At 63.6% G+C, this 19,885-nt stretch carries 26 protein-coding genes; 14 read left to right on the top strand and 12 right to left on the bottom strand.

Annotated elements, in window-relative coordinates; all coding sequences use genetic code 11:
* Nucleotides 1-2 precede the first annotated feature (2 nt).
* From pheS to aceA, 6 genes are all read right to left on the bottom strand, one after another.
* Nucleotides 3-1,055 carry a phenylalanine--tRNA ligase subunit alpha gene (gene pheS / locus IB269_RS04500; protein WP_012206411.1) on the bottom strand — a complete coding sequence of 351 codons (1,053 nt, stop codon included), beginning with the start codon at nucleotides 1,053-1,055 and terminating at the stop codon, nucleotides 3-5.
* A 110-nt stretch (nucleotides 1,056-1,165) separates the two neighbouring features.
* Nucleotides 1,166-1,525, bottom strand: coding sequence for a 50S ribosomal protein L20 (gene rplT / locus IB269_RS04495; RefSeq protein ID WP_012206412.1), 360 nt, complete (start codon nucleotides 1,523-1,525; stop codon nucleotides 1,166-1,168).
* Nucleotides 1,526-1,551: 26 nt separating this feature from the next.
* A complete protein-coding gene (gene rpmI, locus IB269_RS04490) occupies nucleotides 1,552-1,755 on the bottom strand; it encodes a 50S ribosomal protein L35 (protein ID WP_012206413.1) in 204 nt (67 codons plus the stop codon).
* A 203-nt stretch (nucleotides 1,756-1,958) separates the two neighbouring features.
* Entirely contained in the window at nucleotides 1,959-2,576 is a 618-nt protein-coding gene (gene infC / locus IB269_RS04485; RefSeq protein WP_012206414.1) for a translation initiation factor IF-3, read from the bottom strand.
* Between the two features lie 80 nt (nucleotides 2,577-2,656).
* Nucleotides 2,657-4,588 (bottom strand): threonine--tRNA ligase, encoded by a 1,932-nt coding sequence (gene thrS / locus IB269_RS04480; RefSeq protein WP_034395367.1) that lies wholly within the window; start codon nucleotides 4,586-4,588, stop codon nucleotides 2,657-2,659.
* A 308-nt stretch (nucleotides 4,589-4,896) separates the two neighbouring features.
* On the bottom strand, nucleotides 4,897-6,228 hold the full coding sequence (aceA, locus tag IB269_RS04475) for an isocitrate lyase (protein ID WP_013801675.1): 1,332 nt from the start codon (nucleotides 6,226-6,228) through the stop codon (nucleotides 4,897-4,899).
* Nucleotides 6,229-6,590: 362 nt separating this feature from the next.
* On the opposite strand from aceA, the gene IB269_RS04470 reads away from it, so the two are divergent.
* The 8 genes from IB269_RS04470 (at nucleotide 6,591) to hemP (ending at nucleotide 12,061) form a co-directional block, all read left to right on the top strand.
* Nucleotides 6,591-7,541, top strand: coding sequence for a DMT family transporter (locus IB269_RS04470; protein WP_192366488.1), 951 nt, complete (start codon nucleotides 6,591-6,593; stop codon nucleotides 7,539-7,541).
* Nucleotides 7,542-7,757: 216 nt separating this feature from the next.
* Complete coding sequence (locus tag IB269_RS04465; protein WP_012206418.1) at nucleotides 7,758-8,057, top strand: SWIB/MDM2 domain-containing protein; 300 nt, start codon at nucleotides 7,758-7,760, stop codon at nucleotides 8,055-8,057.
* Between the two features lie 117 nt (nucleotides 8,058-8,174).
* Nucleotides 8,175-9,302, top strand: coding sequence for an alpha-hydroxy acid oxidase (locus IB269_RS04460; RefSeq protein WP_192366487.1), 1,128 nt, complete (start codon nucleotides 8,175-8,177; stop codon nucleotides 9,300-9,302).
* Nucleotides 9,303-9,408: 106 nt separating this feature from the next.
* Nucleotides 9,409-9,681 (top strand): bacterioferritin-associated ferredoxin, encoded by a 273-nt coding sequence (locus IB269_RS04455; protein ID WP_012206420.1) that lies wholly within the window; start codon nucleotides 9,409-9,411, stop codon nucleotides 9,679-9,681.
* 101 nt (nucleotides 9,682-9,782) lie between these two features.
* Entirely contained in the window at nucleotides 9,783-10,484 is a 702-nt protein-coding gene (locus tag IB269_RS04450; RefSeq protein ID WP_013801672.1) for an energy transducer TonB, read from the top strand.
* Between the two features lie 15 nt (nucleotides 10,485-10,499).
* Nucleotides 10,500-11,222: a MotA/TolQ/ExbB proton channel family protein gene (locus tag IB269_RS04445; protein WP_012206422.1), complete on the top strand. Its 723-nt coding sequence runs from the start codon at nucleotides 10,500-10,502 to the stop codon at nucleotides 11,220-11,222.
* Nucleotides 11,223-11,225: 3 nt separating this feature from the next.
* Nucleotides 11,226-11,639 carry an ExbD/TolR family protein gene (locus IB269_RS04440; protein WP_013801671.1) on the top strand — a complete coding sequence of 138 codons (414 nt, stop codon included), beginning with the start codon at nucleotides 11,226-11,228 and terminating at the stop codon, nucleotides 11,637-11,639.
* A gap of 200 nt (nucleotides 11,640-11,839) precedes the next feature.
* A complete protein-coding gene (gene hemP / locus IB269_RS04435; RefSeq protein WP_012206424.1) occupies nucleotides 11,840-12,061 on the top strand; it encodes a hemin uptake protein HemP in 222 nt (73 codons plus the stop codon).
* Between the two features lie 78 nt (nucleotides 12,062-12,139).
* Here the strand turns inward: hemP and IB269_RS04430 are convergent, their stop codons facing one another.
* Together IB269_RS04430 and IB269_RS04425 are read right to left on the bottom strand one after the other, a co-directional pair.
* A complete protein-coding gene (locus IB269_RS04430; protein ID WP_192366486.1) occupies nucleotides 12,140-12,298 on the bottom strand; it encodes a hypothetical protein in 159 nt (52 codons plus the stop codon).
* 24 nt (nucleotides 12,299-12,322) lie between these two features.
* Entirely contained in the window at nucleotides 12,323-12,730 is a 408-nt protein-coding gene (locus IB269_RS04425) for a heme-binding protein (RefSeq protein WP_192366485.1), read from the bottom strand.
* A 190-nt stretch (nucleotides 12,731-12,920) separates the two neighbouring features.
* On the opposite strand from IB269_RS04425, the gene IB269_RS04420 reads away from it, so the two are divergent.
* The gene (locus IB269_RS04420; RefSeq protein ID WP_012206426.1) at nucleotides 12,921-13,613 is read left to right on the top strand and encodes a Bax inhibitor-1/YccA family protein; all 693 of its coding nucleotides are present in this window, start codon (nucleotides 12,921-12,923) and stop codon (nucleotides 13,611-13,613) included.
* Between the two features lie 66 nt (nucleotides 13,614-13,679).
* Nucleotides 13,680-14,108 carry a hypothetical protein gene (locus IB269_RS04415; protein ID WP_012206427.1) on the top strand — a complete coding sequence of 143 codons (429 nt, stop codon included), beginning with the start codon at nucleotides 13,680-13,682 and terminating at the stop codon, nucleotides 14,106-14,108.
* A gap of 101 nt (nucleotides 14,109-14,209) precedes the next feature.
* Here IB269_RS04415 and rlmD read toward each other — a convergent pair whose 3' ends face one another.
* Nucleotides 14,210-15,682, bottom strand: coding sequence for a 23S rRNA (uracil(1939)-C(5))-methyltransferase RlmD (gene rlmD, locus IB269_RS04410; RefSeq protein ID WP_034395354.1), 1,473 nt, complete (start codon nucleotides 15,680-15,682; stop codon nucleotides 14,210-14,212).
* Nucleotides 15,683-15,758: 76 nt separating this feature from the next.
* A complete protein-coding gene (locus IB269_RS04405) occupies nucleotides 15,759-16,076 on the bottom strand; it encodes a hypothetical protein (protein WP_013801667.1) in 318 nt (105 codons plus the stop codon).
* 187 nt (nucleotides 16,077-16,263) lie between these two features.
* On the opposite strand from IB269_RS04405, the gene IB269_RS04400 reads away from it, so the two are divergent.
* From IB269_RS04400 to IB269_RS04385, 4 genes are read left to right on the top strand one after another with little or no spacing between them, the layout of a single operon-like run.
* Nucleotides 16,264-16,824: a GbsR/MarR family transcriptional regulator gene (locus IB269_RS04400; protein ID WP_192366484.1), complete on the top strand. Its 561-nt coding sequence runs from the start codon at nucleotides 16,264-16,266 to the stop codon at nucleotides 16,822-16,824.
* Between the two features lie 32 nt (nucleotides 16,825-16,856).
* Nucleotides 16,857-17,726: an NAD-dependent epimerase/dehydratase family protein gene (locus tag IB269_RS04395; protein ID WP_192366483.1), complete on the top strand. Its 870-nt coding sequence runs from the start codon at nucleotides 16,857-16,859 to the stop codon at nucleotides 17,724-17,726.
* Nucleotides 17,719-18,123 (top strand): DoxX-like family protein, encoded by a 405-nt coding sequence (locus tag IB269_RS04390; RefSeq protein WP_192366482.1) that lies wholly within the window; start codon nucleotides 17,719-17,721, stop codon nucleotides 18,121-18,123. Before IB269_RS04395 ends, IB269_RS04390 begins: the two co-directional genes overlap by 8 nt.
* Nucleotides 18,120-18,599, top strand: a complete 480-nt coding sequence (locus IB269_RS04385; protein ID WP_034395341.1) for a DUF2269 family protein — start codon at nucleotides 18,120-18,122, stop codon at nucleotides 18,597-18,599. Before IB269_RS04390 ends, IB269_RS04385 begins: the two co-directional genes overlap by 4 nt.
* Before the next feature lie 28 nt (nucleotides 18,600-18,627).
* Here the strand turns inward: IB269_RS04385 and IB269_RS04380 are convergent, their stop codons facing one another.
* Both IB269_RS04380 and IB269_RS04375 read right to left on the bottom strand, forming a co-directional pair.
* Nucleotides 18,628-18,843, bottom strand: coding sequence for a TOBE domain-containing protein (locus tag IB269_RS04380; RefSeq protein ID WP_012206434.1), 216 nt, complete (start codon nucleotides 18,841-18,843; stop codon nucleotides 18,628-18,630).
* Between the two features lie 54 nt (nucleotides 18,844-18,897).
* Nucleotides 18,898-19,878 (bottom strand): ATP-binding cassette domain-containing protein, encoded by a 981-nt coding sequence (locus IB269_RS04375; protein WP_012206435.1) that lies wholly within the window; start codon nucleotides 19,876-19,878, stop codon nucleotides 18,898-18,900.
* Nucleotides 19,879-19,885: the final 7 nt, after the last annotated feature.

Genomic DNA, 19,885 nt, shown 5'->3' with positions numbered 1-19,885 from the left:
GATCAACGGAATTGCGACAGGAAGCGGATATCGCCGTCAAAAAACAGTCGCAGATCGTTGACGCCATAGCGCAGCATGGTCAGGCGGTCAGGCCCCATGCCAAAGGCAAAGCCGATGTACTTTTCGGGGTCCAGCCCCATGTTGCGCACCACGTTGGGGTGCACCTGGCCGGAGCCGGCCACTTCCAGCCAACGGCCGGCCAGCGGGCCGCTCTGGAACTGGATGTCGATCTCGGCGCTGGGCTCGGTGAAGGGGAAGAAGCTGGGACGAAAGCGCAGCACCAGGTCGTCGCTCTCGAAGAAGGTCTTGCAGAAGTCGGTGAAGACCACCTTCAGGTCCTTGAAGCTGACGTTCTCGCCAATCCACAGGCCTTCGCACTGGTGGAACATGGGCGAGTGCGTGGCATCGCTGTCCACGCGGTAGGTGCGGCCCGGCGCGATCACGCGGATCTCGGGCATGCCCTGGCCGGCGTCCAGCCGCTCACGGTATTTCTTGACGTGCTGCACGGCGTGGCGCACCTGCATGGGGCTGGTGTGCGTGCGCAGCAGATTGGGAGCCTGTTCCGTGCCGCCTTCCACATAGAAGGTGTCGTGCATGGAACGGGCGGGATGGTCTTCCGGCGTGTTGAGCGCCGTGAAGTTGAACCAGTCGGACTCGATCTCGGGGCCCTCGGCCACATCGAAGCCCATAGAGCCGAAGATGCCCTCGATGCGCTCCAGCGTCAGCGACACGGGGTGCAGGCCACCCTGGCCACGGCGACGACCCGGCAAGGTCACATCCAGCACCTCGGCCTTCAGGTGGGCCTGCAGTTCGGCATCGGCCAGGGCCTTTCGGCGCGCGGTCAGCGCGGCCTCGATGCCTTGCTTGGCCACGTTGATGGCGGCTCCGCGCGACTTCTTCTCTTCGACGGAAAGCTGCGCCATGCCCTTCATGAGCTCGGTCACCTTGCCCGACTTGCCCAGAAACTGCGCCTTGGCGTTTTCCAGATCAGCGGGGGTTTGTGCCTGCGCGAACAATTGCTGCGCGCTTTCGACCAGAGAATCCAACTCGTTCATATCGACTCTTTATCGACTGTGAAAAGAAACAAGGGCTAGCAGCCTTTTCAAGCCCTAGCCCTTGCTGTTTGCGCTGCAGACCATCACGAGGATGGCCGCAGACCGTTATCTCAAGCAGCCAGCTTGGCCTTGACTTGATCAACGATGCTGCTAAACGCAGCCTTGTCGTGCACCGCGATATCGGCCAGCATCTTGCGGTCGATCTCGATGGCTGCCTTCTTCAGGCCGTTGGCGAACTGGCTGTAGGTCAGGCCCAGTTCACGTGCAGCGGCGTTGATACGGGCGATCCACAGACGGCGGAACACGCGCTTCTTGGCACGGCGGTCACGGTAGGCATATTGCCCAGCCTTCATCACCGCCTGCTTGGCGATGCGGAAGACATTGCCGCGGCGGCCGCGGAAACCCTTGGAAAGGGCCAGAACTTTTTTGTGACGGGCGCGGGCCGTTACACCACGTTTGACGCGAGGCATGTGTTTTCTCCTTGTTCGTCAGTGAATTACAGGCCAGCCATCGGCAGCATTTGTGCGATAGAGCCCATGTTGGTCTCATGCACAGACACTGCACCACGCAGGTGACGCTTGTTCTTGGTGGTCTTCTTGGTCAAGATGTGACGCTTGAAGGCTTGACCGCGCTTGACGGTGCCACCGGGACGAACGCGAAAACGCTTCTTCGCGCTGCTCTTGGTCTTCATTTTGGGCATTTGAATGCTCCTGTTGTTTGTGCTCGTGAGGCGGCTCGCAACACTGCGCGCACTTGCTGGCCCCGAGACACTTCTGTGCCAGCCCGGAGGCCGGCAAGAACAAGGGACATGGAAACCATGTCCCTTGCATCGCACGCCCCGCGCAATCAACTCGCGCACGGCCTGCAAATTCTGTCGCCCCTCAACGAAGGGCGAAACCGCGATTATGCCTTATCAGCCACCGCAGGTGCAGCAGAAACTTCTGCCGGCTTGCCGCCAGCTGTGGGCTTCTTGCGCGCAGGGGCGATCATCATCACCATCTGGCGGCCTTCCAGCTTGGGGAACTGCTCCACCTGGATGGAATCCGCCAGATCGTCACGCAGACGGTTCAGCAGGTCCAGACCAATCTGCTGGTGCGTGATTTCACGGCCGCGGAACCGCAGCGTGATCTTGCACTTGTCACCATCGGCCAGGAAACGGCGGATGTTGCGCAGCTTGATGTTGTAGTCGCCGTCGTCGGTACCAGGGCGGAATTTCACTTCCTTGATTTCGATGACGGTCTGCTTGGCCTTGGCTTCGGCAGCCTTCTTCTGTTCAAGGTACTTGAACTTGCCATAGTCCATCAACCGGCAGACAGGCGGAGTGGCAGTGGCGGCGATTTCCACCAGGTCCACGTCCAGTTCGCCCGCCATGCGCAGCGCTTCCTGCAGAGGCACGATGCCCAGCGGCTCGTTCTCCGGGCCGGACAGACGCACTTCAGGCGCCATGATTTCACGGTTGAGACGATGCTTGCGCTCTTCACGGTGGCGCCGATCACGAAATTCAGTAGCTATGGTTCTCACCCTTGGATTTAAGTTGCTACAACAGCGTAGCCGCTTGTGTGCAGTACACGCAAGCGGCTACCGCCTTTGGAGATGCTCCATCAGGCCTTCGCCGCGATGTCCTTGGCCACGAGTTCAATGAACGCATCGACCGACATCACACCGAGGTCCTTGTTGCCCCGTGCGCGCACTGCCACTGCACCAGCAGCCTTCTCCTTGTCGCCAGCAACAAGGATGTAAGGCAGCTTTTGCAACGAATGCTCCCGTATTTTATACGTAATCTTTTCGTTGCGCAGATCTGTCGCCACCCTAAGGCCTTGATTCGGAAATGCTTTTTGCAGCTTTTGTGCGACTTCCCGCACATAGTCCGCCTGCGCATCGGTGATATTGAGCACGGCGGCCTGCACGGGAGCCAGCCACGTCGGCATGGCGCCAGCGTGCTGCTCGATGAGAATGCCGATGAAACGCTCCAGGCTGCCAACGATGGCACGGTGCAGCATCACGGGGCGATGGCGGTCGCCATCCTCGCCCACGTACTCCGCATCCAGGCGCTCGGGCATGGAGAAATCCACCTGGATGGTTCCGCACTGCCACTGGCGGCCGATGGCGTCCTTGAGCGTGTACTCGATCTTGGGGCCGTAGAACGCGCCATCGCCGGGCGAGATCACGTACTCGCAGCCCGAAGCCTCCAGGCTGTTGATCAGCGCAGCTTCTGCCTTGTCCCAGCTCTCATCGGAGCCGATGCGCGCCTCGGGGCGCGTGGCGACCTTGTAGATGATGTCGCTGAAACCGAAGTCCGCGTAGACCTTTTGCAGCAGCGTGGTGAAGGCCAGCACTTCGGGCTGGATCTGGTCTTCGGTACAGAAGACGTGGCCGTCATCCTGCGTGAAGCCGCGCACGCGCATGATGCCGTGCAGGCCGCCCGTGGGCTCGTTGCGGTGGCACTGGCCGAATTCGCCGTAGCGCAGCGGCAGGTCGCGGTAGCTCTTGATGCCCTGCTTGAAGATCAGGATGTGGCCGGGGCAGTTCATCGGCTTGAGCGCGTAGTCGCGCTTTTCCGACTCGGTCGTGAACATGTTCTCGCGGTACTTGTCCCAGTGGCCGGTCTTCTCCCACAGGGTCTTGTCCAGGATCTGCGGACCCTTGACCTCCTGGTAGCCGTTGTCGCGGTACACGCGGCGCATGTACTGCTCGACCTCTTGCCACAGGGACCAGCCCTTCGGGTGCCAGAACACGGTGCCCGGCGAATGCTCGTCAATGTGGAACAGGTCCAGTTCGCGGCCCAGCTTGCGGTGGTCGCGCTTTTCAGCCTCCTCCAGCATGTGCAGGTACTGCTGCAGGTCGTCCTTCGATGCCCAGGCCGTGCCGTACACGCGCTGCAGCATCTCGTTGCGATGGTCGCCACGCCAGTAGGCGCCAGCCACCTTCATCAGCTTGAAGAACTTGAGCTTGCCGGTGCTGGGCACGTGCGGGCCGCGGCACAGATCCTCGAAGCTGCCTTCGCGGTACAGGCTCACATCCTCATTGGAGGGGATGCTGGCGATGATCTCGGCCTTGTAGTTCTCGCCGATGCCCTTGAAGTACGCAACGGCCTCGTCGCGCGGCAGCACGCGGCGCACCACGGGCTCGTCCTTGGCGGCCAGTTCGGCCATGCGCTTTTCAATGGCGACCAGGTCCTCGGGCGTGAAGGGGCGCTTGTACGAGAAGTCGTAGTAGAAGCCGTTCTCGATCACGGGACCGATGGTGACCTGGGCCTCCGGGAACAGTTCCTTGACCGCATAGGCCAGCAAGTGGGCCGTGGAATGGCGGATCACCTCCAGGCCATCGGCGTCCTTGGCCGTCACGATGGACAAGGGCATGTCCTTGTCGATGACGAAGCTGGTGTCCACCACCTTGGCGTCCTCGCCAGCCCCCACCTTGCCGGCCAGTGCCGCTTTGGCAAGGCCCGTGCCTATGGATGCGGCCACTTCGGCCACGGTGACCGGGCCGGGGTACTCACGTTGCGAACCATCGGGAAGCGTAATGTGGATCATGGGATTCCTAAAATATTTCTCAGGGGGCGCGCATCCCCCAAAAGCAAAAAGCGCGGAGCCAGGTCCGCGCTTTCTTGGGGTCGAGTGAATCTCGTGCAGGCGCGAACCGCCAGCCGCTAGCGGCCGGTGTACATCTCCGATGTAGTTCGCGGTGTCATAACCATGATGCCTTTCTCGCCCTTGTCAGTTGTTGTCAATTGAAAACTTCCGCCATTTTAACCCCAGCAAAGAAAAAGCGCCCGAAGCACAAGGCTCCGGACGCTTTCTCACCCCTATCTACCTGAAGTTGCACTCACCGAAGCCGCGCTTCAGTGGAATTGCTCCTCTTCCGTGGAGCCGGTCAGTGCCTTGACGCTGGACGAGCCACCCTGGATCACCGTGGTCACGTCGTCGAAGTAGCCTGCACCCACTTCCTGCTGGTGCGACACGAAGGTGTAGCCTTGTTCGCGCGCTGCGAATTCGGGCTCCTGCACCATGTTCACGTAGTGCTTCATGCCTTCGCCGTTGGCGTAGGCGTGGGCAAACTTGAACGTGTTGAACCAGTTGATGTGAATGCCGGCCAGGGTGATGAACTGGAACTTGTAGCCCAGCGCAGACAGGTCTTCCTGGAAGGAGGCGATCTGGCTGTCGTTGAGGTTCTTCTTCCAGTTGAACGAAGGCGAGCAGTTGTAGCTCAGCAGCTTGCCTGGGCAGGCGGCATGCACGGCCTGGGCGAACTCGCGGGCAAAGCCGATGTCGGGCACGCCGGTTTCGCACCACACCAGGTCGGCATAGGGCGCATAGGCCACACCGCGGCTGATGGACTGCTCCATGCCATTGCGGACACGGTAGAAGCCTTCCTGTGTGCGCTCGCCGGTCAGGAACGGCTTGTCGTTGGCATCGTGATCGGAGGTGATCAGGTTGGCGGCTTCAGCATCGGTGCGGGCCAGCACGATGGTAGGCACGCCCATCACGTCAGCGGCAAAGCGGGCGGAGATCAGCTTCTCGACGGCTTCCTGGGTGGGCACCAGAACCTTGCCGCCCATGTGGCCGCACTTCTTCACGGCAGCCAGTTGGTCCTCGAAGTGCACGCCGGCTGCGCCAGCGGCAATCATGTTCTTCATCAGTTCGAAAGCGTTGAGCACGCCGCCAAAACCGGCTTCCGCATCGGCGACGATAGGCAGGAAGTAGTCGATGAATTCCTTGTCGCCGGGATTGATGCCACGGCCCCATTGGATTTCGTCGGCACGCTTGAAGGTGTTGTTGATGCGGCGCACCATGGTGGGCACCGAGTCATAGGCGTACAGCGACTGGTCGGGGTACATGGTTTCGCTGGTGTTGCCATCGGCAGCCACCTGCCAGCCCGACAGGTACACCGCTTCCAGGCCAGCCTTGGCCTGTTGCATGGCCTGGCCTGCGGAGATGGCGCCAAAGGCATTCACATAGCCCTTCTTGGCACCGCCGTTGATCCTGTCCCAGAGCAGTTCCGCGCCACGCTGGGCCAGCGTGTATTCGGGCTGCAGGCTGCCGCGCAGGCGCACCACGTCGGCGGCGCTGTAGCCGCGCTTGACGCCCTTCCAACGGGGGTTCTGCGCCCAGTCTTTCTCAAGGGCGGAAATCTGCTGTTCACGGCTCAGTTGCTGGGTCAGGGATTGGGGCATGTTGCTCTCCTGGGAGGTGGTTGAAACAAGCGGCTTTCTTGCGTCGGCCTTGGGATCAAATTTAAGTCTTATAGAAGACCTCATCAACATCTTGTGTCTTATACAAGACTAAATTTTTCATCATATAAATCAACGAGTTATTTTCATATTTTTCAATATGAAATCACATTTCTCGTATTGAGAAAAATTGGCGCAATGCAGCATTTCAATATTTCACAATGCAAAACATGAATTCCATGCCATGAAAAGTCACCACAGCATGGCAAGCGTCCGCGACAGGCACATGTCACGCACACCGGACGCGCTCACAGGTACCATCGCGCGTTCAGGCGGCGCTCCCGCCTCTCAAACCAGCACTTGCCGTGAACACCTCCCATCGCAGATCTGCCTATGCCTGCCTGGCGCTGAGCATGTCCCTGGTCGGCAGCTATGTCGCCCTCTCCAAGCCTCTGGCGGCCATTTTTCCGGTGCTGCTGCTGGCCTGGCTGCGCTTTGGCATCGGGGCCATCGCCATGCTGCGCTGGCTGCGCAAGCCGGCTGACGAGGCACCCCTGTCTCGGCGCACGCAGGGCCTGCTGTTTCTTGAGTCGCTGTTCGGCAACTTTCTCTTCACCATCTGCATGGTGACTGGAGTGAGCCTGACAAGCGCTGTCACGGCCGGCGTGACCATGGCTGCCATCCCTGCTGCCGTGGCCTTGATGAGCTGGCTGTTTCTGCGCGAGCGCGTGGCTGCGCGCACCTGGCTGGCCATTGCGCTGGCCGTGGCGGGCATCGGCCTGTATGCACTGTCCCGCCCGGACGCTGGCGCCGCCTCGGCAGCATCAGCCTCACCGCAGGCGTGGCTGGGGCAGATGCTGCTGGTCGGCGCCGTGCTTTGCGAGGCGTTCTACGCCGTCATAGGCAAGCGCCTGACCACGTCCCTGGGACCCAAGCGCATCACATCCATCGTCAATCTCTGGGGATTCGCGCTGTCAACGCCCTTCGGGCTGTATCTGGCGTGGCGCTTCGACTTCGGCAGCGTGGCATGGAGCATCTGGGGTCTGTTGCTTTTCTACGCCCTTGCCGCCTGCGTGTGGACCGTGTGGTTGTGGATGACGGGCTTGCGCAACGTGCCAGCCTCCCAGGCCGGCACCTTTACGGTACTGCTGCCGATCAGCGCTGCCGTGGTCGGCATGTGCGTGCTGGGCGAACGGGTCACATCCATGCAGGCGCTGGCCTTTGCGATCGCCCTGCTGGGCATTCTCGTGGCCACTTGGCCGGGCAGAAAACGCCTTGCACAACACCCTTCCGCGAGCGGTGCCAGCCCCCTCTGAAAACGCTGGCGCCGACGGCCAACCTGCCAGTGCGGCCCTCGAAAGCGAGCCAGAATGCAAAAACTCCTCAAAAAACAGCGCCACAGCAACAAATCGAGGCAAAAATTTGACGGGTAAGCTTGGAAGAGCGTTTTTTTCCCATTAGCATCAGCCTGCCAGTGGATAGCGACGGTTTTTCGCTGGTAAAGAATCCACTCCATACTAGGAACAAGCAACATGGCAACTGCAAAGAAGGCAACGGCTGCTCCGGCAGCTCCCGCAAAGAAGCGCACTCCCAACGCCGCCTTCATGAAACCCCTCACCCCCAGCCCCGCTCTGGCTGCCGTGGTGGGTTCCACTCCCCTGCCCCGCACCGAGATCATCAGCAAGCTGTGGGTCTACATCAAGGCCAACAAGCTGCAAGACGCTGCCAACAAGCGCATGATCAACGCCGACGCGAAGCTCAAGGAAGTGTTCGGCAAGCCCCAAGTCTCGATGTTCGAGATGGCTGGCCTGATCGGCAAGCACGTCAAGTAATCCTCGGGCCTGCGCCACGACGGATGAAAGCCGGCCCCTGGGCCGGCTTTTCTTTTTTCCGGGATGCCATCTCCTCTTCTTGCCGAAGATGCTGCACACCGACAACATTCCAATGCCATGAGTCAAGTGCCCGCGCTGCAAGCCGTTCCCGACGGCATCATCAATCTGGCCGACCACGAGGCGCATGCGCGGCAGCGGATGGACGACAACGCCTGGGCCTATTTCTCGGGCGGCGCGGCCGATGAGTGCAGTCTTGCGGCCAACCGCAGCGCCTGGGACGCGCTGACACTGTGGCCGCGCGTGCTCCGCCCCCTTGCAGGCGGCCATACCCGGCTGCAGTTGCTGGGCAGGGAGCTGGCCTGCCCGCTGCTGGTGGCCCCCATGGCCTTCCAGCGCATGGCCCATGAGGACGCAGAGCTTGCAACGGCCTATGCCGCTGCGGCGCTGGGCGCGGGCATGGTGCTCAGCACACAGGCCAGCCTGCCGCTGGAGACAGTGGCACAGGCAGCACGGCTCACGCCTGGCCATGGCCCTTTATGGTTCCAACTCTATCTGCAGCATGACCGTGGCTTCACCACGCAACTGATCAAGCGCGCAGAGGCCGCAGGCTACGAAGCGCTGGTGCTGACGGTGGACGCGCCCACCAGCGGTGTACGGGACCGTGAACGCCGCGCGCGCTTTTGTCTTCCGCCGGGAGTGTCTGCCGTCAATCTGCAGGGGATGACGCCACTTGCAGCCATGCAACTCGCACCAGGCCAGAGCCCCCTGTTCGACGGCCTTTTGCACCATGCACCCACCTGGGATGACGTCGCCTGGCTGCAGCAGCAGACACTGCTGCCGCTGCTGCTCAAGGGCGTGCTCCACCCGGCCGATGCGCTGCAGGCCGCCAGATTGGGAGTAGCGGGCATCATCGTCTCCAACCATGGAGGGCGCACGCTGGACACCGCACCGGCCACGGCAACAGCCCTTGCCCGCGTGGCCAGGGCCGTGCGCGGCGCGGGCCACGAGCTCCCCTTGCTGGCCGACGGGGGCATACGGCGCGGCACAGACGTGCTCAAGGCGATCGCCCTCGGTGCGACGGCGGTTCTGATAGGCCGCCCCGTACTCTGGGGGCTGGCCAATGCGGGCGCCGCCGGCGTGGCCCATGTGCTCAGGTTGCTGCGCGATGAACTGGAGATCGCCATGGCGCTGACAGGGTGTGCCACCCTTGCCCAGGCCACTGTGGAACTACTGGATACGGAGTAAAGCCGAGCGCCATACAGCCCTACAGACAACCAAGAATTGCAAATGCGATGAATTCTCATTTATAATTTTTCATCCTATCAATAGCCAGCCACTACTGCCTGTAGCCATGATCGTCTGTGTATGCCGCCGGGTTTCCGACCGTGAGATCGCACGCCACGCTCATGCGGGCATGAGCTTTGACGAGATCCAATTCGAATTGGGTATCGCCATGCAGTGCGGCCGCTGCGAAAGCTGCGCCCGGGATGTGGTGGCGCAATGCTGCGCCAGCCAGCCCGTGGCGGCCATCCACAACGAGGTCGCGGCCCAGACCGTCCAGCTTGCCAACAACATTCTGGAGAGCAAAGCATGGTCCTCCTCTCAGCACTTGTCGGCAGCCTGATCCTCGTCGTTACATGCACCTGGTGGATTCTGCGCAGCTGATACTCCGTCTTCCGAGCGACAGCACCCGGCTCCCATACGCTGACCGCTCCTTCTGTCTCTATGTCCCAGTCTGATCGTTTTGGCCCCCCCGGGGGCCTTGGCCGTAACGTGGCCATCGCGGGTTCGGTCGTGGTCTTGCATGCAGCAACCCTTTGGGCGATGCAGCATGGCCTGCTCCAGCGCGCACCCGAAGAGGTCATCGTGCCAGCCCAGGTGATTGCGGAATTCATTTCGCCACCCGCTCCCGAGCCCGAGGCACCCAAGCCCCCTCCTCCGCCACCACCTCCCAAACCCCAGCCGGTCGTGAAGAAGGCACCGCCGCTGCCCAAGGCCATTGCCGACCCCAAGCCCGCACCTGCGGCGCCGCGCGGCACGCTGGACGACGAGCCCAAGCCCGTGGTGGAGGCACCGCCGGCACCGCCCGCCCCTCCTGCGCCGCCAGCGCCTCCCGCGCCCCCGGCACCACCGGCTCCGCCCAAGATCGAATTGCCGTCCAACAACGCGGCCTACCTCAACAACCCGGCCCCCAACTACCCCGCCATCAGCAGGCGCATGGGGGAACAGGGAACGGTCACGCTGCGCATCTTCGTGGACGCGCAAGGCCTGCCTCAAAAGATCGAGGTCAGCAAATCCAGCGGCTACGACCGTCTGGACCAGCAGGCCGTGGACGGCGTCAAGAACTGGAAATTCGTCCCCGGCAAGAGCAACGGCACGCCAACCCCCATGTGGGTCACCGTCCCGGTCAAATTCACCCTCAATTGATTCTCAGGAGTATCCATGGATTCCCAATTCGGCATTGCCCACGTCTGGACGCAGGGAGACTTCGTCACCCGTGCCGTCGCCATCATCCTGCTGGCCATGTCGGTGGCCTCTTGGCTCGTGATGATCATCAAGGCCCTGGACATCGTGAAGTTCAAGAAGCTGGCGCGCAACGCCCAGGACTTCTGGCACAGCCCCGACCTGGCCAGCGGCCTGGAAAAGCTGGGCGATGACCGCTCCAACCCCTTCCGCTACCTGGTGCTCGAAGGCCGCGAAGCCACCGCCCACCACCGCAAGACCAGCGCCCACCTGCATGACACGCTGGACATCAGCGACTGGGTGACCCGCTGCATGCGCAACGGCATCAGCGAGTTCACCGCCCGCCTGCAATCGGGCCTGGCCATTCTGGCTTCCGTGGGCTCGACCGCTCCCTTCATCGGCCTGTTCGGCACCGTCTGGGGCATCTACCACGCGCTGGTCGCCATCGGCCTGTCCGGCCAGTCCTCGATCGACAAGGTCGCGGGCCCCATCGGTGAAGCGCTGATCATGACCGCCCTGGGCCTGGCCGTGGCGATTCCCGCCGTGCTCGGCTACAACGCCGTGGTGCGTGGCAACAAGTCCATCCTCAACGCCCTCAACAGCTTTGCCCACGACATGCACGCCTACTTCGTGACCGGCGCCCGCGTGTCCATCGACGGCAAGGAAGCCGGCAACGTGCTGCCGCTGAAGAAAGGCGCGTAAGCCATGGCATTCGGAACAATGGACGATGACGGCGAAGAGGTGATGAACGAGATCAACATGACGCCGCTGGTCGACGTCATGCTGGTGCTCCTGATCATCTTCATCATCACCGTGCCGGTGATGAAGCATTCGGTGAACGTGGACCTGCCCCGCGCCACCAACCAGCCCGAGGACGTCAAGCCCGCCACCGTGCGCCTGGCCGTCTCCGCCGATGGCCAGTACCACTGGAATGGCGTTGCCGTCAGCGATACGCAGTTCGAGGAGAACCTCAAGGCCGAGGCGGCCAAGGAGCCGCAACCTGACCTGCATATCCAGGGCGACAAGGAAGTCCGCTACGAGCGCGTGGCCCAGGCCATGGCCGCCGCACAGCGTGCAGGCGTGCGCAAGATCGGCTTCGTGACGGACCCGGCTAAGTAGGCCGTGGCAGGCGTTCCTTGCCTGGCGATCAACGACAACGGCCCTTCGGGGCCGTTTTTCATTCTCTTTGCGTTGGCAGTGCATCGAGTCGCAGGGATAGGACTGGTCCCAGAAACCACAATGCGAGTAAGTCTCACTTGATTTTCAATTGAGAATTGTTATCATTCACAAAACTTTCCAATTTTTGAGGAATTCCCTGCATGTCTGCCACTTCCGCCGCCACCTCGCATCTGTCCGGCAACTCCAACGCCCAGGCCTTTGCAGCGCTGCAGGCCGCAGCATCTGCAGCCCTGACCGGGGCCGCCAGCGGACTCGACAGCACCCTGCTGCTCAATGGACAAAAGGCTGTGACCATCGTGCACAACGGCACGCCCTACCGCCTGCAGGCCACCAAGCTGGGCAAGCTCATCCTGACCAAATAAGCAAGATTCCGGCCGTCGTCGGATGCCCGACCGGCGGCTTCTTCGTTTCATCGTGGGGCGACCTTGGGACTTCCAGTCTCAGAGGTCGATTAGCCAGCCAACAAAATCTTCGGATTTTGCGTAGCCAAGCATTTTTTCCCCGCGCTGCATCGCAGATTGACCAAAGAAAAAGCCCCTGTCCATCGGCACAGGGGCTTTTTCTTGGTTGCATGGATCAGTCCCCAGGGAGCGATTCATGCAGCATGGGTGCACCAGGGGCTATTACAGGCCCAGAGCAGCAATGCCGGCGCTGGCAACCTGCGCATCCTCGCTGGCCTTGACGCCGCTGACGCCCACGGCGCCCAGGCATTGGCCGTCCTTCATGATGGCCACGCCACCTTCGAGCAGGCCGTCCAGCGTGGGCGCGCTCAGGAAGGCCGTGCGGCCGTTGTTGATCATGTCTTCATAGCCCTTGGTATCGCGGCGGCCCAGGGCCGCCGAGCGGGCCTTGGACGGAGCGATGTGGGCCGACACGGCGGCGGCGCCATCCAGGCGCTGCAGCCACAGCAGGTGGCCGCCGTCATCGACGATGGCAATGGTCACGGCCCACTTGTTCTTCAGCGCCTCGGCTTCTGCGGCGGCGGCAATGGCCTTCACGTCGGCCAGTTCGAGTTCATGCTTGATCTTCATAAGATTCCAATTATCCATTCCATCACAAATGTCCTATAAGCATAGCAATCGTATGAGGACTGACAATGCATGCGCAGAACAAAACATTCGAAACCAAACCATGGCGGCGGCTCGGGGTATTGCAAGTCGCGCGCAAGCCGCCACCTAGAATGGGCAAGTCGCAACAACACTCCTTCGGAGGACTGGCCACATGAATGATCAAGTCACCACACTGGGCTCTGCGGGCTACGGTGTCTCGCAGCAAGAGCGCAATCGCGTATTGCGCAACACCTACTGGCTGCTGGCCCTGAGTCTTCTCCCCACCGTGCTGGGCGCTTGGCTGGGCGTGGCCACGGGCATCACGCGCTCGCTGAGCGGCGGGTTGGGGCTCATCGTCTTCCTGGGCGGCGCCTTCGGCTTCATGTTCGCCATCGAGAAGACAAAGCACTCGGCAGCCGGCATCCCCGTGCTACTGGGCTTCACGTTCTTCATGGGCCTGATGCTGTCGCGCATGATCGGCATGATCCTGGGCTTCAAGAACGGCTCCGAGCTGATCATGACCGCCTTTGCAGGCACGGCCGGCGTGTTCCTGGTCATGGCCTCGCTGGCCACGGTGATCAAGCGCGACCTGTCGGGCATGGGCAAGTTCCTGTTCGTCGGCGTGCTGGTGCTGTTCGTGGGCTCCATCATCAACGTCTTCATCGGCTCCACGGCCGGCATGATGGCGATCTCGGTGGCGGCCATCGGCATCTTCAGCGCCTACATGCTCTATGACCTCAAGCAGATCATGGACGGCGGCGAGACCAACTACATCAGCGCCACGCTGGCTCTGTACCTGGACCTGTTCAACGTGTTCCAGAGCCTGCTGGCCCTGCTGGGCATCATGGGCGGCGAACGCGACTGATGCCGCACTCGGAAGGCTTCACCTTCCCTGCTGCACACCAAAGGCCTCCTTCGGGAGGCCTTTTGCATGTCCGGGATCATCATTTGTGCAAAGCGGACTCAACTTCTTCCAGGGCCTGCCGATAATCTCCTCAAGATGACCATGCCTAATCTTCCCCGCACCTTCGCCATCCTGCTGCTGCCCACGCTGCTCGCCGGCTGCAAGCTGGATGATATTCCGGGCCTGGGACCGGACCCCCGCACCGTCGCAAAGGAGGCCGAGGCCAAGGCCATCGGCGGGGCGTGCCGCCATGCCCTGCGCGGGCTGGAGGATTGCTACACGCTCAACCCCAAATCGTCCAAGGCCCTGGTGTTTGCAGGCTGGAAGGATATGGACGAGTACATGCGCGCCAACAAGATGGAAGGCACGCCTTCGGTCCTGGGCCAGAGCGACCGCCGCCGCAGCGACAAGGACGAGGCGCCTGCCGAGCCGACCTCAGGCCGCAATCGCAGCTGACCCCTTTTGAGATCCGGATTTGAGATCTGGATCCGCCCGTTAAAAAGCCGTGGCCGCCCGAGGGCTCCACGGCTTTTTTCATGGCACGGGCAGCCAGGCCGTCAGTCTGCGCAGCGCTCGAACACCGCCATGCTCTCCACGTGGGCCGTGTGCGGGAACATGTTGACCACGCCTGCCGATACACAGCGATAGCCGGCCAGATGCACCAGAAGGCCGGCATCGCGCGCCAGCGTTGCGGGATTGCAGCTGACATAGACGATGCGCTCGGGAAAGCGCCAGGCCTCATGCCCTGCCGGCAGGGGCTCGGCGCCTTCGGCACCGATGCGCGCCTGGTGGATGTCGGCCAGGGCCTTGGACAGCGCAAACGCGCCTTCACGCGGCGGATCCACCAGCCACTTGCCGGCCACGCCGTCGGCGAACAGCATCTCGGGCGTCATCTCGAACAGGTTGCGCGCCACAAAGCGCGTGGGCGCGAGCTTGTCGCCCTCTGCGCGCTGTGCGTTGTTGGCCGCGTAGTTTTCATGGGAGCGCTTGACCAGAGTATCGCTGCCCTCGATGCCCAGCACCTCGCGCGCCTGCGTGGCCAGGGGAAGGGTGAAGTTGCCCAGACCGCAGAACCAGTCGATCACGCGCTCGTCCTTCTTGACATCCAGCAGGCGCAGCGCACGCGTGACCAGCACGCGGTTGATGTGCGGATTGACCTGGGTGAAGTCCGTGGGCTTGAACGGCATGGTGATGCCGAAATCGGGCAGGCCGTAGTCGAGCTGGGCACCTCCCTGCTCCATGAGGTGCACGGTGTCCGGGCCCTTGGGCTGCAGCCACCACTGAACGTTGTGCTCGACTGCGAAAGCGCGCAGCCGGGCCTGGTCGTCCTCGGACAGCGGCTCCAGATGGCGCAGCACCAGGGCCGTGACGGAGTCGCCGCAGGCAACCTCGATCTGCGGGCAGGTTTCGCGCGCATCCATGGAGGCGATCAGCGCGCGCATGGGCAGCAGCATGGCGTCCACATGGGGGGGCAGGATCTTGCAGGTCTCCATGTCGGCGATGTAGCGGCTCTTGCGCTCGTGAAAGCCCACCAGCACCTTGCCCTTCTTGGCCACATAGCGCACCGACAGGCGCGAGCGGAAACGGTAGGCCCAGGACGGACCTTCGATGGGGCGCAGCAGCGTCTCGGGCTTGACCTTGGCCAGATGCCAGAGATTGTCTTCCAGCACGCGCTGCTTGATGGCCACCTGGGCGCCCACGTGCAGATGCTGCATCTTGCAGCCGCCGCAGGCACCGGCGTGCAGACCGAAATTCGGGCAGCCGGGGCGCACGCGCTGGGAAGATTCGCGGTGGATGGCCGTCAGGCTGGCGGCTTCCCAGTTGTTTTTCTTGCGATGGGTGTTGGCGCTGACCAGTTCGGTCGGCAGGGCGCCGTCGATGAATACCACCTTGCCATCGCTCTTGCGGGCCACGCCCTGGGCGTCCATATCCATGGACAGCACCTGCAGCCAGCCTTCGGGCAGTGCAGGGGCGTCGATGTCGGCTTCGGGCAGGTTGTCGGGGATCTTGTTGTCGCGGGGTTCACTCATGGGGCACGATTGTCTCAGGCTCTCCCCTTGCCCTGTTGGCGGCTCCCCAAAAAAGCCCCCAACTCGCTTTTGCCTCTCAGGAGCGCGGAGTGCTGCTGCGGCCCAGGTCCCGCTGCCGCTCCTGGCGCGCCCGGGCCAGTTGCTCGCGTTCGGCCAGCAGGTTGATTTCGGTGATGCAGTTGAATTCGTCCAGCGTGAACACCATGGTGGCACCGCGCTCGATCTTGTCCACGGTCTGGTGCAGCGGCAAGGTCAGGTCCACCGGCGGGCGGTTGGAGCGGTAGATCAGTTCCTGCTCGGGCGTGTAGACGGAATAGCAGGCGGCAGACGCGGCCTGCGCCAGCGCGCAGGCGGCCAGCACGGTGATGGCACGCAGGTTTTGCACAGCAGTCATGGTGTTCCCCTCAAAACGGCGGCCCGCCTGTGTATGTACTGGGTGGCAGGCCAGGCTGCCCAGCATTATGGAGCAGCACGTGCCGCGCCCCGCCAGGCGCCGCCTCCGCGCTGCAGCCGGTTTTGATTTTTCAGCTTTCTCAAATTTCTCTCTTGACAGAAATTTCAGACCTGCAGACACTGAGGCCATGCAACTGAGTCCCATCGCACACCGTTTCATCCACCATTGGGGCGACATGGGCAGCTCCTGGGGAGTGAACCGCACGGTCGCCCAGATCCACGCCCTGCTGTTTTTCCATGGCCGCCCGCTCAACGCGGAAGAGATTGCCGACACGCTGGGCGCCGCTCGCTCCAACGTGAGCAACAGCCTCAAGGAACTGCAAGGCTGGGAGCTGATCCGCACCAGCCGCAGGCCCGGCGACCGCCGCGACTACTTCGAGACCTCGTCCGATGTCTGGGAGCTGCTGCGCACCATCGTGCGAGAGCGCAAGCAGCGCGAGTTCGACCCGACCTCCGAGATGCTGCGCGAACTGATCGCCGAGCCTGGCTTCGACGACGAATCCCCCGACACCCAGGACCGCGTGCACGAGACGCTGCGCCTCATGGAGTCACTGGGCATCTGGACCGACGAGATGCTGCGGCTGTCGCCCTCCACGCTGGACAAGCTGCTGCGCCTGGGCGCCAGCGTGCAGCGCTTCGTGCGCTCCGAGGCCGCTGACTCCCGCGTCAAGCGCGGGCGCCGAGCCTGAAATTTCCGTCACAAGAGAAACTGGAGGTCACCATGCGCATTCTGGTCTGCGGCGGCAACGGCTTCATCGGCCGCCATATCGTCAACCTGCTGGCCCTGGCCGGCCATGATCCCGTGGCGCGCAGCCGCCATTCCCTGCCTGCGCTCGACTACGCCAAGGCCACCACGCCCGACGCCTGGCTGCCGCACCTGGCGGGCGTGGATGCCGTGGTCAATGCCGTGGGCGTGCTGCGCGACAGCGCCTCCCGGCCCATCGATGCCATGCACGCCCAGGCCCCCATCGCCCTGTTCGATGCCTGCGCCGCTGCCGGCGTGCGGCGCGTGGTACAGATCTCTGCCCTGGGCATAGAAGGCAGTGCCACGCGCTACGCCACCACCAAGCGCACCGCTGACGAGCATCTGCTGGCACTCACGGCGGCGGGCCACCTGCAAGGCTGCGTGGTCCGCCCCAGCGTGGTGTTCGGCGCTGGCGGCGCCAGCAGCGAGATGTTCCTGTCCATGGCGCGCCTGCCGGCGCTGCTGCTGCCGCGCCCCGTGCTGCAGGCCCGCGTGCAGCCCGTGGCCGTGCGCGACCTGGCCGAGGCCGTGGCCGGCCTGGTGACGCGCCCCGAGCCCGTGGGCATGATCGAGATCGGTGGCCCCCTGCCCTTGCCGCTGGCCGCACTGATTGCCAGCCTGCGCGCGCAGATGGGCCGCGCTCCGGCCCGCGTGGGCACGCTGCCCGGCTGGCTCACCCGCGCCAGCGCACGCGCTGGCGACTGGGTCAGCGCCTCACCCTGGTGCAGCGAGACACTGGCCATGCTGGCCAGCGACAACGTCACCGATCCGGCCGGATTGCAAGCCCTGCTGGGCCGGCCCGGCATTGCGCCCTCCCAACTGCTGTCCACCTTGCGCCATGGATGAGCGCCGCTCACGCCCCGTTCCAGCGCCGCTGCGCACCATGCACTTGAGCCTGATCGCCGTCTGGCTGGGCACGGCCCTGGTCAGCGCCATTGAGCACCGGGGCCTGAGCGTGCAGGTGCTGGCCGATGCCGGCATCCACGATGCGCGCTGGCAGACATTCCTGGTCTGGAGCGGCCTGCTCGCCGACCTGGCCGTGGGCCTGGCGCTGTGGCTGCTGCCCTGCCGCAAGAGCTATCTGGCGGCCTTGCTGCTGATGGCTGCCATGACCGTGCTGGCCACGGTGCTGCAGCCCACGCTGTGGCTGCATCCGCTGGGGCCGCTGCTCAAGAACCTGCCGATCGCAGCCATGCTGCTGCACCTGATGTCGGCGCCCGTCACGTCCAAGGAGTCCGCATGAATCTCTACCTGTTGCTCAAGACGCTGCATATCGCGTCCAGCGTGCTGCTGGTCGGCACCGGCCTGGGCTCGGCCTTCTACATGTTCTTCGCCAACCGCAGCGGCAGCGTCGCTGCCCAGGCCGTGGTCAGCCGCCTGGTGGTGCGTGCGGACTGGTGGTTCACCACGCCCTGCGTGGTCATACAGCCCTTGAGCGGCATTGCCCTGGCCCACATGGCAGGCTGGCCGTTGACCACGCCGTGGCTGGCACTGTCGCTGGGCCTGTACCTGCTGGCCGGCGCCTGCTGGCTGCCCGTGGTCTGGCTGCAGGTGCGCATGGCCGCCATGGCGCGCGGCGCGCACGCAGCGCAGGCCGCCCTGCCCGCGCTGTATGCCGTCTACGCCCGGCGCTGGGAGGCGCTGGGCTACCCGGCCTTCATCGCCATGGCCGTGACCTACTACCTCATGGTCAACAAGCCGATGCTCTGGGGCGGTTGAGCATCGGCAGTGCCTTCAGTGCCTGGCCTCAGAGCTTGGCAATGGACACTTCGGTGGACTTGACCAGGGCCACCACATCGGAGCCCACGACCAGGCCCAGCTCGTCCACCGAGCGCGTGGTGATCACCGAGGTGACCACGCCCCAGGGCGTTTGCACATCGACTTCGGAGACAACGTCACCACGGATGATTTCGCGCACCTGGCCCTTGAACTGGTTGCGCACGTTGATGGCTTGAATGGACATGTTTTTCTCCTGGGGATCAAAAGGAATCAAAGGAAGGTTGGGGAAAACAGAAAGTCAGACCGCCCAGCGCAGGCCATGGGCCGGTACGCCGGGCCAGGCCGTGGTGTCGGTCAGCGGATTGGCTTCGGGCTCGGCGGCGGGCTTTTGCAGCACGCGGTCGAGAATGCGTTGCTCGATGGCCGCCAGCGCCACGCTGCCGTGCACGCGCGGCCGTGGCAGGGCGATGCGTTCATCCAGCGCGATGCGGCCGTCCTCGATCAGCACCACGCGGTCGGCCAGGGCCACGGCCTCCTGCACGTCATGCGTGACCAGCAGGGCCGTGAAGCCGTGGCGCTGCCACAGGCCTTCGATCAGGCGGTGCATCTCTATGCGGGTGAGCGCATCGAGCGCGCCCAGCGGCTCGTCCAGCAGCAGCAGTTGCGGGCGATGCACCAGGGCGCGTGCCAGGGCCACGCGCTGGCGCTGGCCCCCGGACAGGCGCGCCGGCCATTCGCCCTCGCGGTCGGCCAGGCCGACCTGGGCCAGCACTTCGCGGCCACGTTCCTGGGCCGAGGCGGGCAGGCCCAGCGTCACGTTGGCCAGCACGCGCCGCCAGGGCAGCAGGCGCGCGTCCTGGAACATGATGCGCGTGCCGCCCTGCGCGCCCTGCACGGCGCGGGCGGGCTCGCCGTCCAGCAGCAAGGTGCCGGCCGTGGCCTGCTCCAACCCAGCCACCAGGCGCAGCAAGGTGCTCTTGCCGCAGCCGCTGCGGCCCACGATGGCGACGAATTCGCCAGGCTCCACCTGCAGCTGCACTTCGTGCAGCACCTCGCGCTGGCCGTAGCGCTTGGTCAGCCCGCCGGCCTGCAGGCGCACGCCACGGCGCGGTGCGGATTGGGGGGATGCGGACTGCGGCGCATCGTCGTTCTGGGCCAGGCGGTCGCTGACGTCCAGGCCATCGGCATCGAACGAGGCCTCCCAGGCCATCGCCGGCGCGGTGGTGTTCAGCTCCACGGCCTGTGCCAGCGTGGTCTTCATGCGGTTCCATCGGCTCATGTCGTGC

The organism is Delftia sp. DLF01 (assembly GCF_014852125.1).
GTDB classification, from domain to species: Bacteria; Pseudomonadota; Gammaproteobacteria; order Burkholderiales; family Burkholderiaceae_C; genus Comamonas; species Comamonas acidovorans.
This window is presented reverse-complemented; position numbering and strand designations above follow the sequence as displayed.

What these genes read in the sequence shown, in the direction of transcription:
- IB269_RS04460 (WP_192366487.1), top strand. Translation starts at nt 8,175, where the DNA reads ATGAGTCAAGTGCCCGCGCTGCAAGCCGTTCCCGACGGCATCATCAAT.
- IB269_RS04375 (WP_012206435.1), bottom strand. Translation starts at nt 19,878, where the DNA reads ATGAGCCGATGGAACCGCATGAAGACCACGCTGGCACAGGCCGTGGAG.
- IB269_RS04465 (WP_012206418.1), top strand. Translation starts at nt 7,758, where the DNA reads ATGGCAACTGCAAAGAAGGCAACGGCTGCTCCGGCAGCTCCCGCAAAG.
- IB269_RS04380 (WP_012206434.1), bottom strand. Translation starts at nt 18,843, where the DNA reads ATGTCCATTCAAGCCATCAACGTGCGCAACCAGTTCAAGGGCCAGGTG.
- IB269_RS04450 (WP_013801672.1), top strand. Translation starts at nt 9,783, where the DNA reads ATGTCCCAGTCTGATCGTTTTGGCCCCCCCGGGGGCCTTGGCCGTAAC.
- IB269_RS04420 (WP_012206426.1), top strand. Translation starts at nt 12,921, where the DNA reads ATGAATGATCAAGTCACCACACTGGGCTCTGCGGGCTACGGTGTCTCG.
- pheS (WP_012206411.1), bottom strand. Translation starts at nt 1,055, where the DNA reads ATGAACGAGTTGGATTCTCTGGTCGAAAGCGCGCAGCAATTGTTCGCG.
- IB269_RS04395 (WP_192366483.1), top strand. Translation starts at nt 16,857, where the DNA reads ATGCGCATTCTGGTCTGCGGCGGCAACGGCTTCATCGGCCGCCATATC.
- IB269_RS04430 (WP_192366486.1), bottom strand. Translation starts at nt 12,298, where the DNA reads ATGAATCGCTCCCTGGGGACTGATCCATGCAACCAAGAAAAAGCCCCT.
- IB269_RS04445 (WP_012206422.1), top strand. Translation starts at nt 10,500, where the DNA reads ATGGATTCCCAATTCGGCATTGCCCACGTCTGGACGCAGGGAGACTTC.
- hemP (WP_012206424.1), top strand. Translation starts at nt 11,840, where the DNA reads ATGTCTGCCACTTCCGCCGCCACCTCGCATCTGTCCGGCAACTCCAAC.
- IB269_RS04400 (WP_192366484.1), top strand. Translation starts at nt 16,264, where the DNA reads ATGCAACTGAGTCCCATCGCACACCGTTTCATCCACCATTGGGGCGAC.
- IB269_RS04425 (WP_192366485.1), bottom strand. Translation starts at nt 12,730, where the DNA reads ATGAAGATCAAGCATGAACTCGAACTGGCCGACGTGAAGGCCATTGCC.
- rpmI (WP_012206413.1), bottom strand. Translation starts at nt 1,755, where the DNA reads ATGCCCAAAATGAAGACCAAGAGCAGCGCGAAGAAGCGTTTTCGCGTT.
- rlmD (WP_034395354.1), bottom strand. Translation starts at nt 15,682, where the DNA reads ATGAGTGAACCCCGCGACAACAAGATCCCCGACAACCTGCCCGAAGCC.
- thrS (WP_034395367.1), bottom strand. Translation starts at nt 4,588, where the DNA reads ATGATCCACATTACGCTTCCCGATGGTTCGCAACGTGAGTACCCCGGC.
- IB269_RS04440 (WP_013801671.1), top strand. Translation starts at nt 11,226, where the DNA reads ATGGCATTCGGAACAATGGACGATGACGGCGAAGAGGTGATGAACGAG.
- IB269_RS04405 (WP_013801667.1), bottom strand. Translation starts at nt 16,076, where the DNA reads ATGACTGCTGTGCAAAACCTGCGTGCCATCACCGTGCTGGCCGCCTGC.
- IB269_RS04385 (WP_034395341.1), top strand. Translation starts at nt 18,120, where the DNA reads ATGAATCTCTACCTGTTGCTCAAGACGCTGCATATCGCGTCCAGCGTG.
- IB269_RS04415 (WP_012206427.1), top strand. Translation starts at nt 13,680, where the DNA reads ATGTCCGGGATCATCATTTGTGCAAAGCGGACTCAACTTCTTCCAGGG.
- rplT (WP_012206412.1), bottom strand. Translation starts at nt 1,525, where the DNA reads ATGCCTCGCGTCAAACGTGGTGTAACGGCCCGCGCCCGTCACAAAAAA.
- IB269_RS04455 (WP_012206420.1), top strand. Translation starts at nt 9,409, where the DNA reads ATGATCGTCTGTGTATGCCGCCGGGTTTCCGACCGTGAGATCGCACGC.
- IB269_RS04390 (WP_192366482.1), top strand. Translation starts at nt 17,719, where the DNA reads ATGGATGAGCGCCGCTCACGCCCCGTTCCAGCGCCGCTGCGCACCATG.
- aceA (WP_013801675.1), bottom strand. Translation starts at nt 6,228, where the DNA reads ATGCCCCAATCCCTGACCCAGCAACTGAGCCGTGAACAGCAGATTTCC.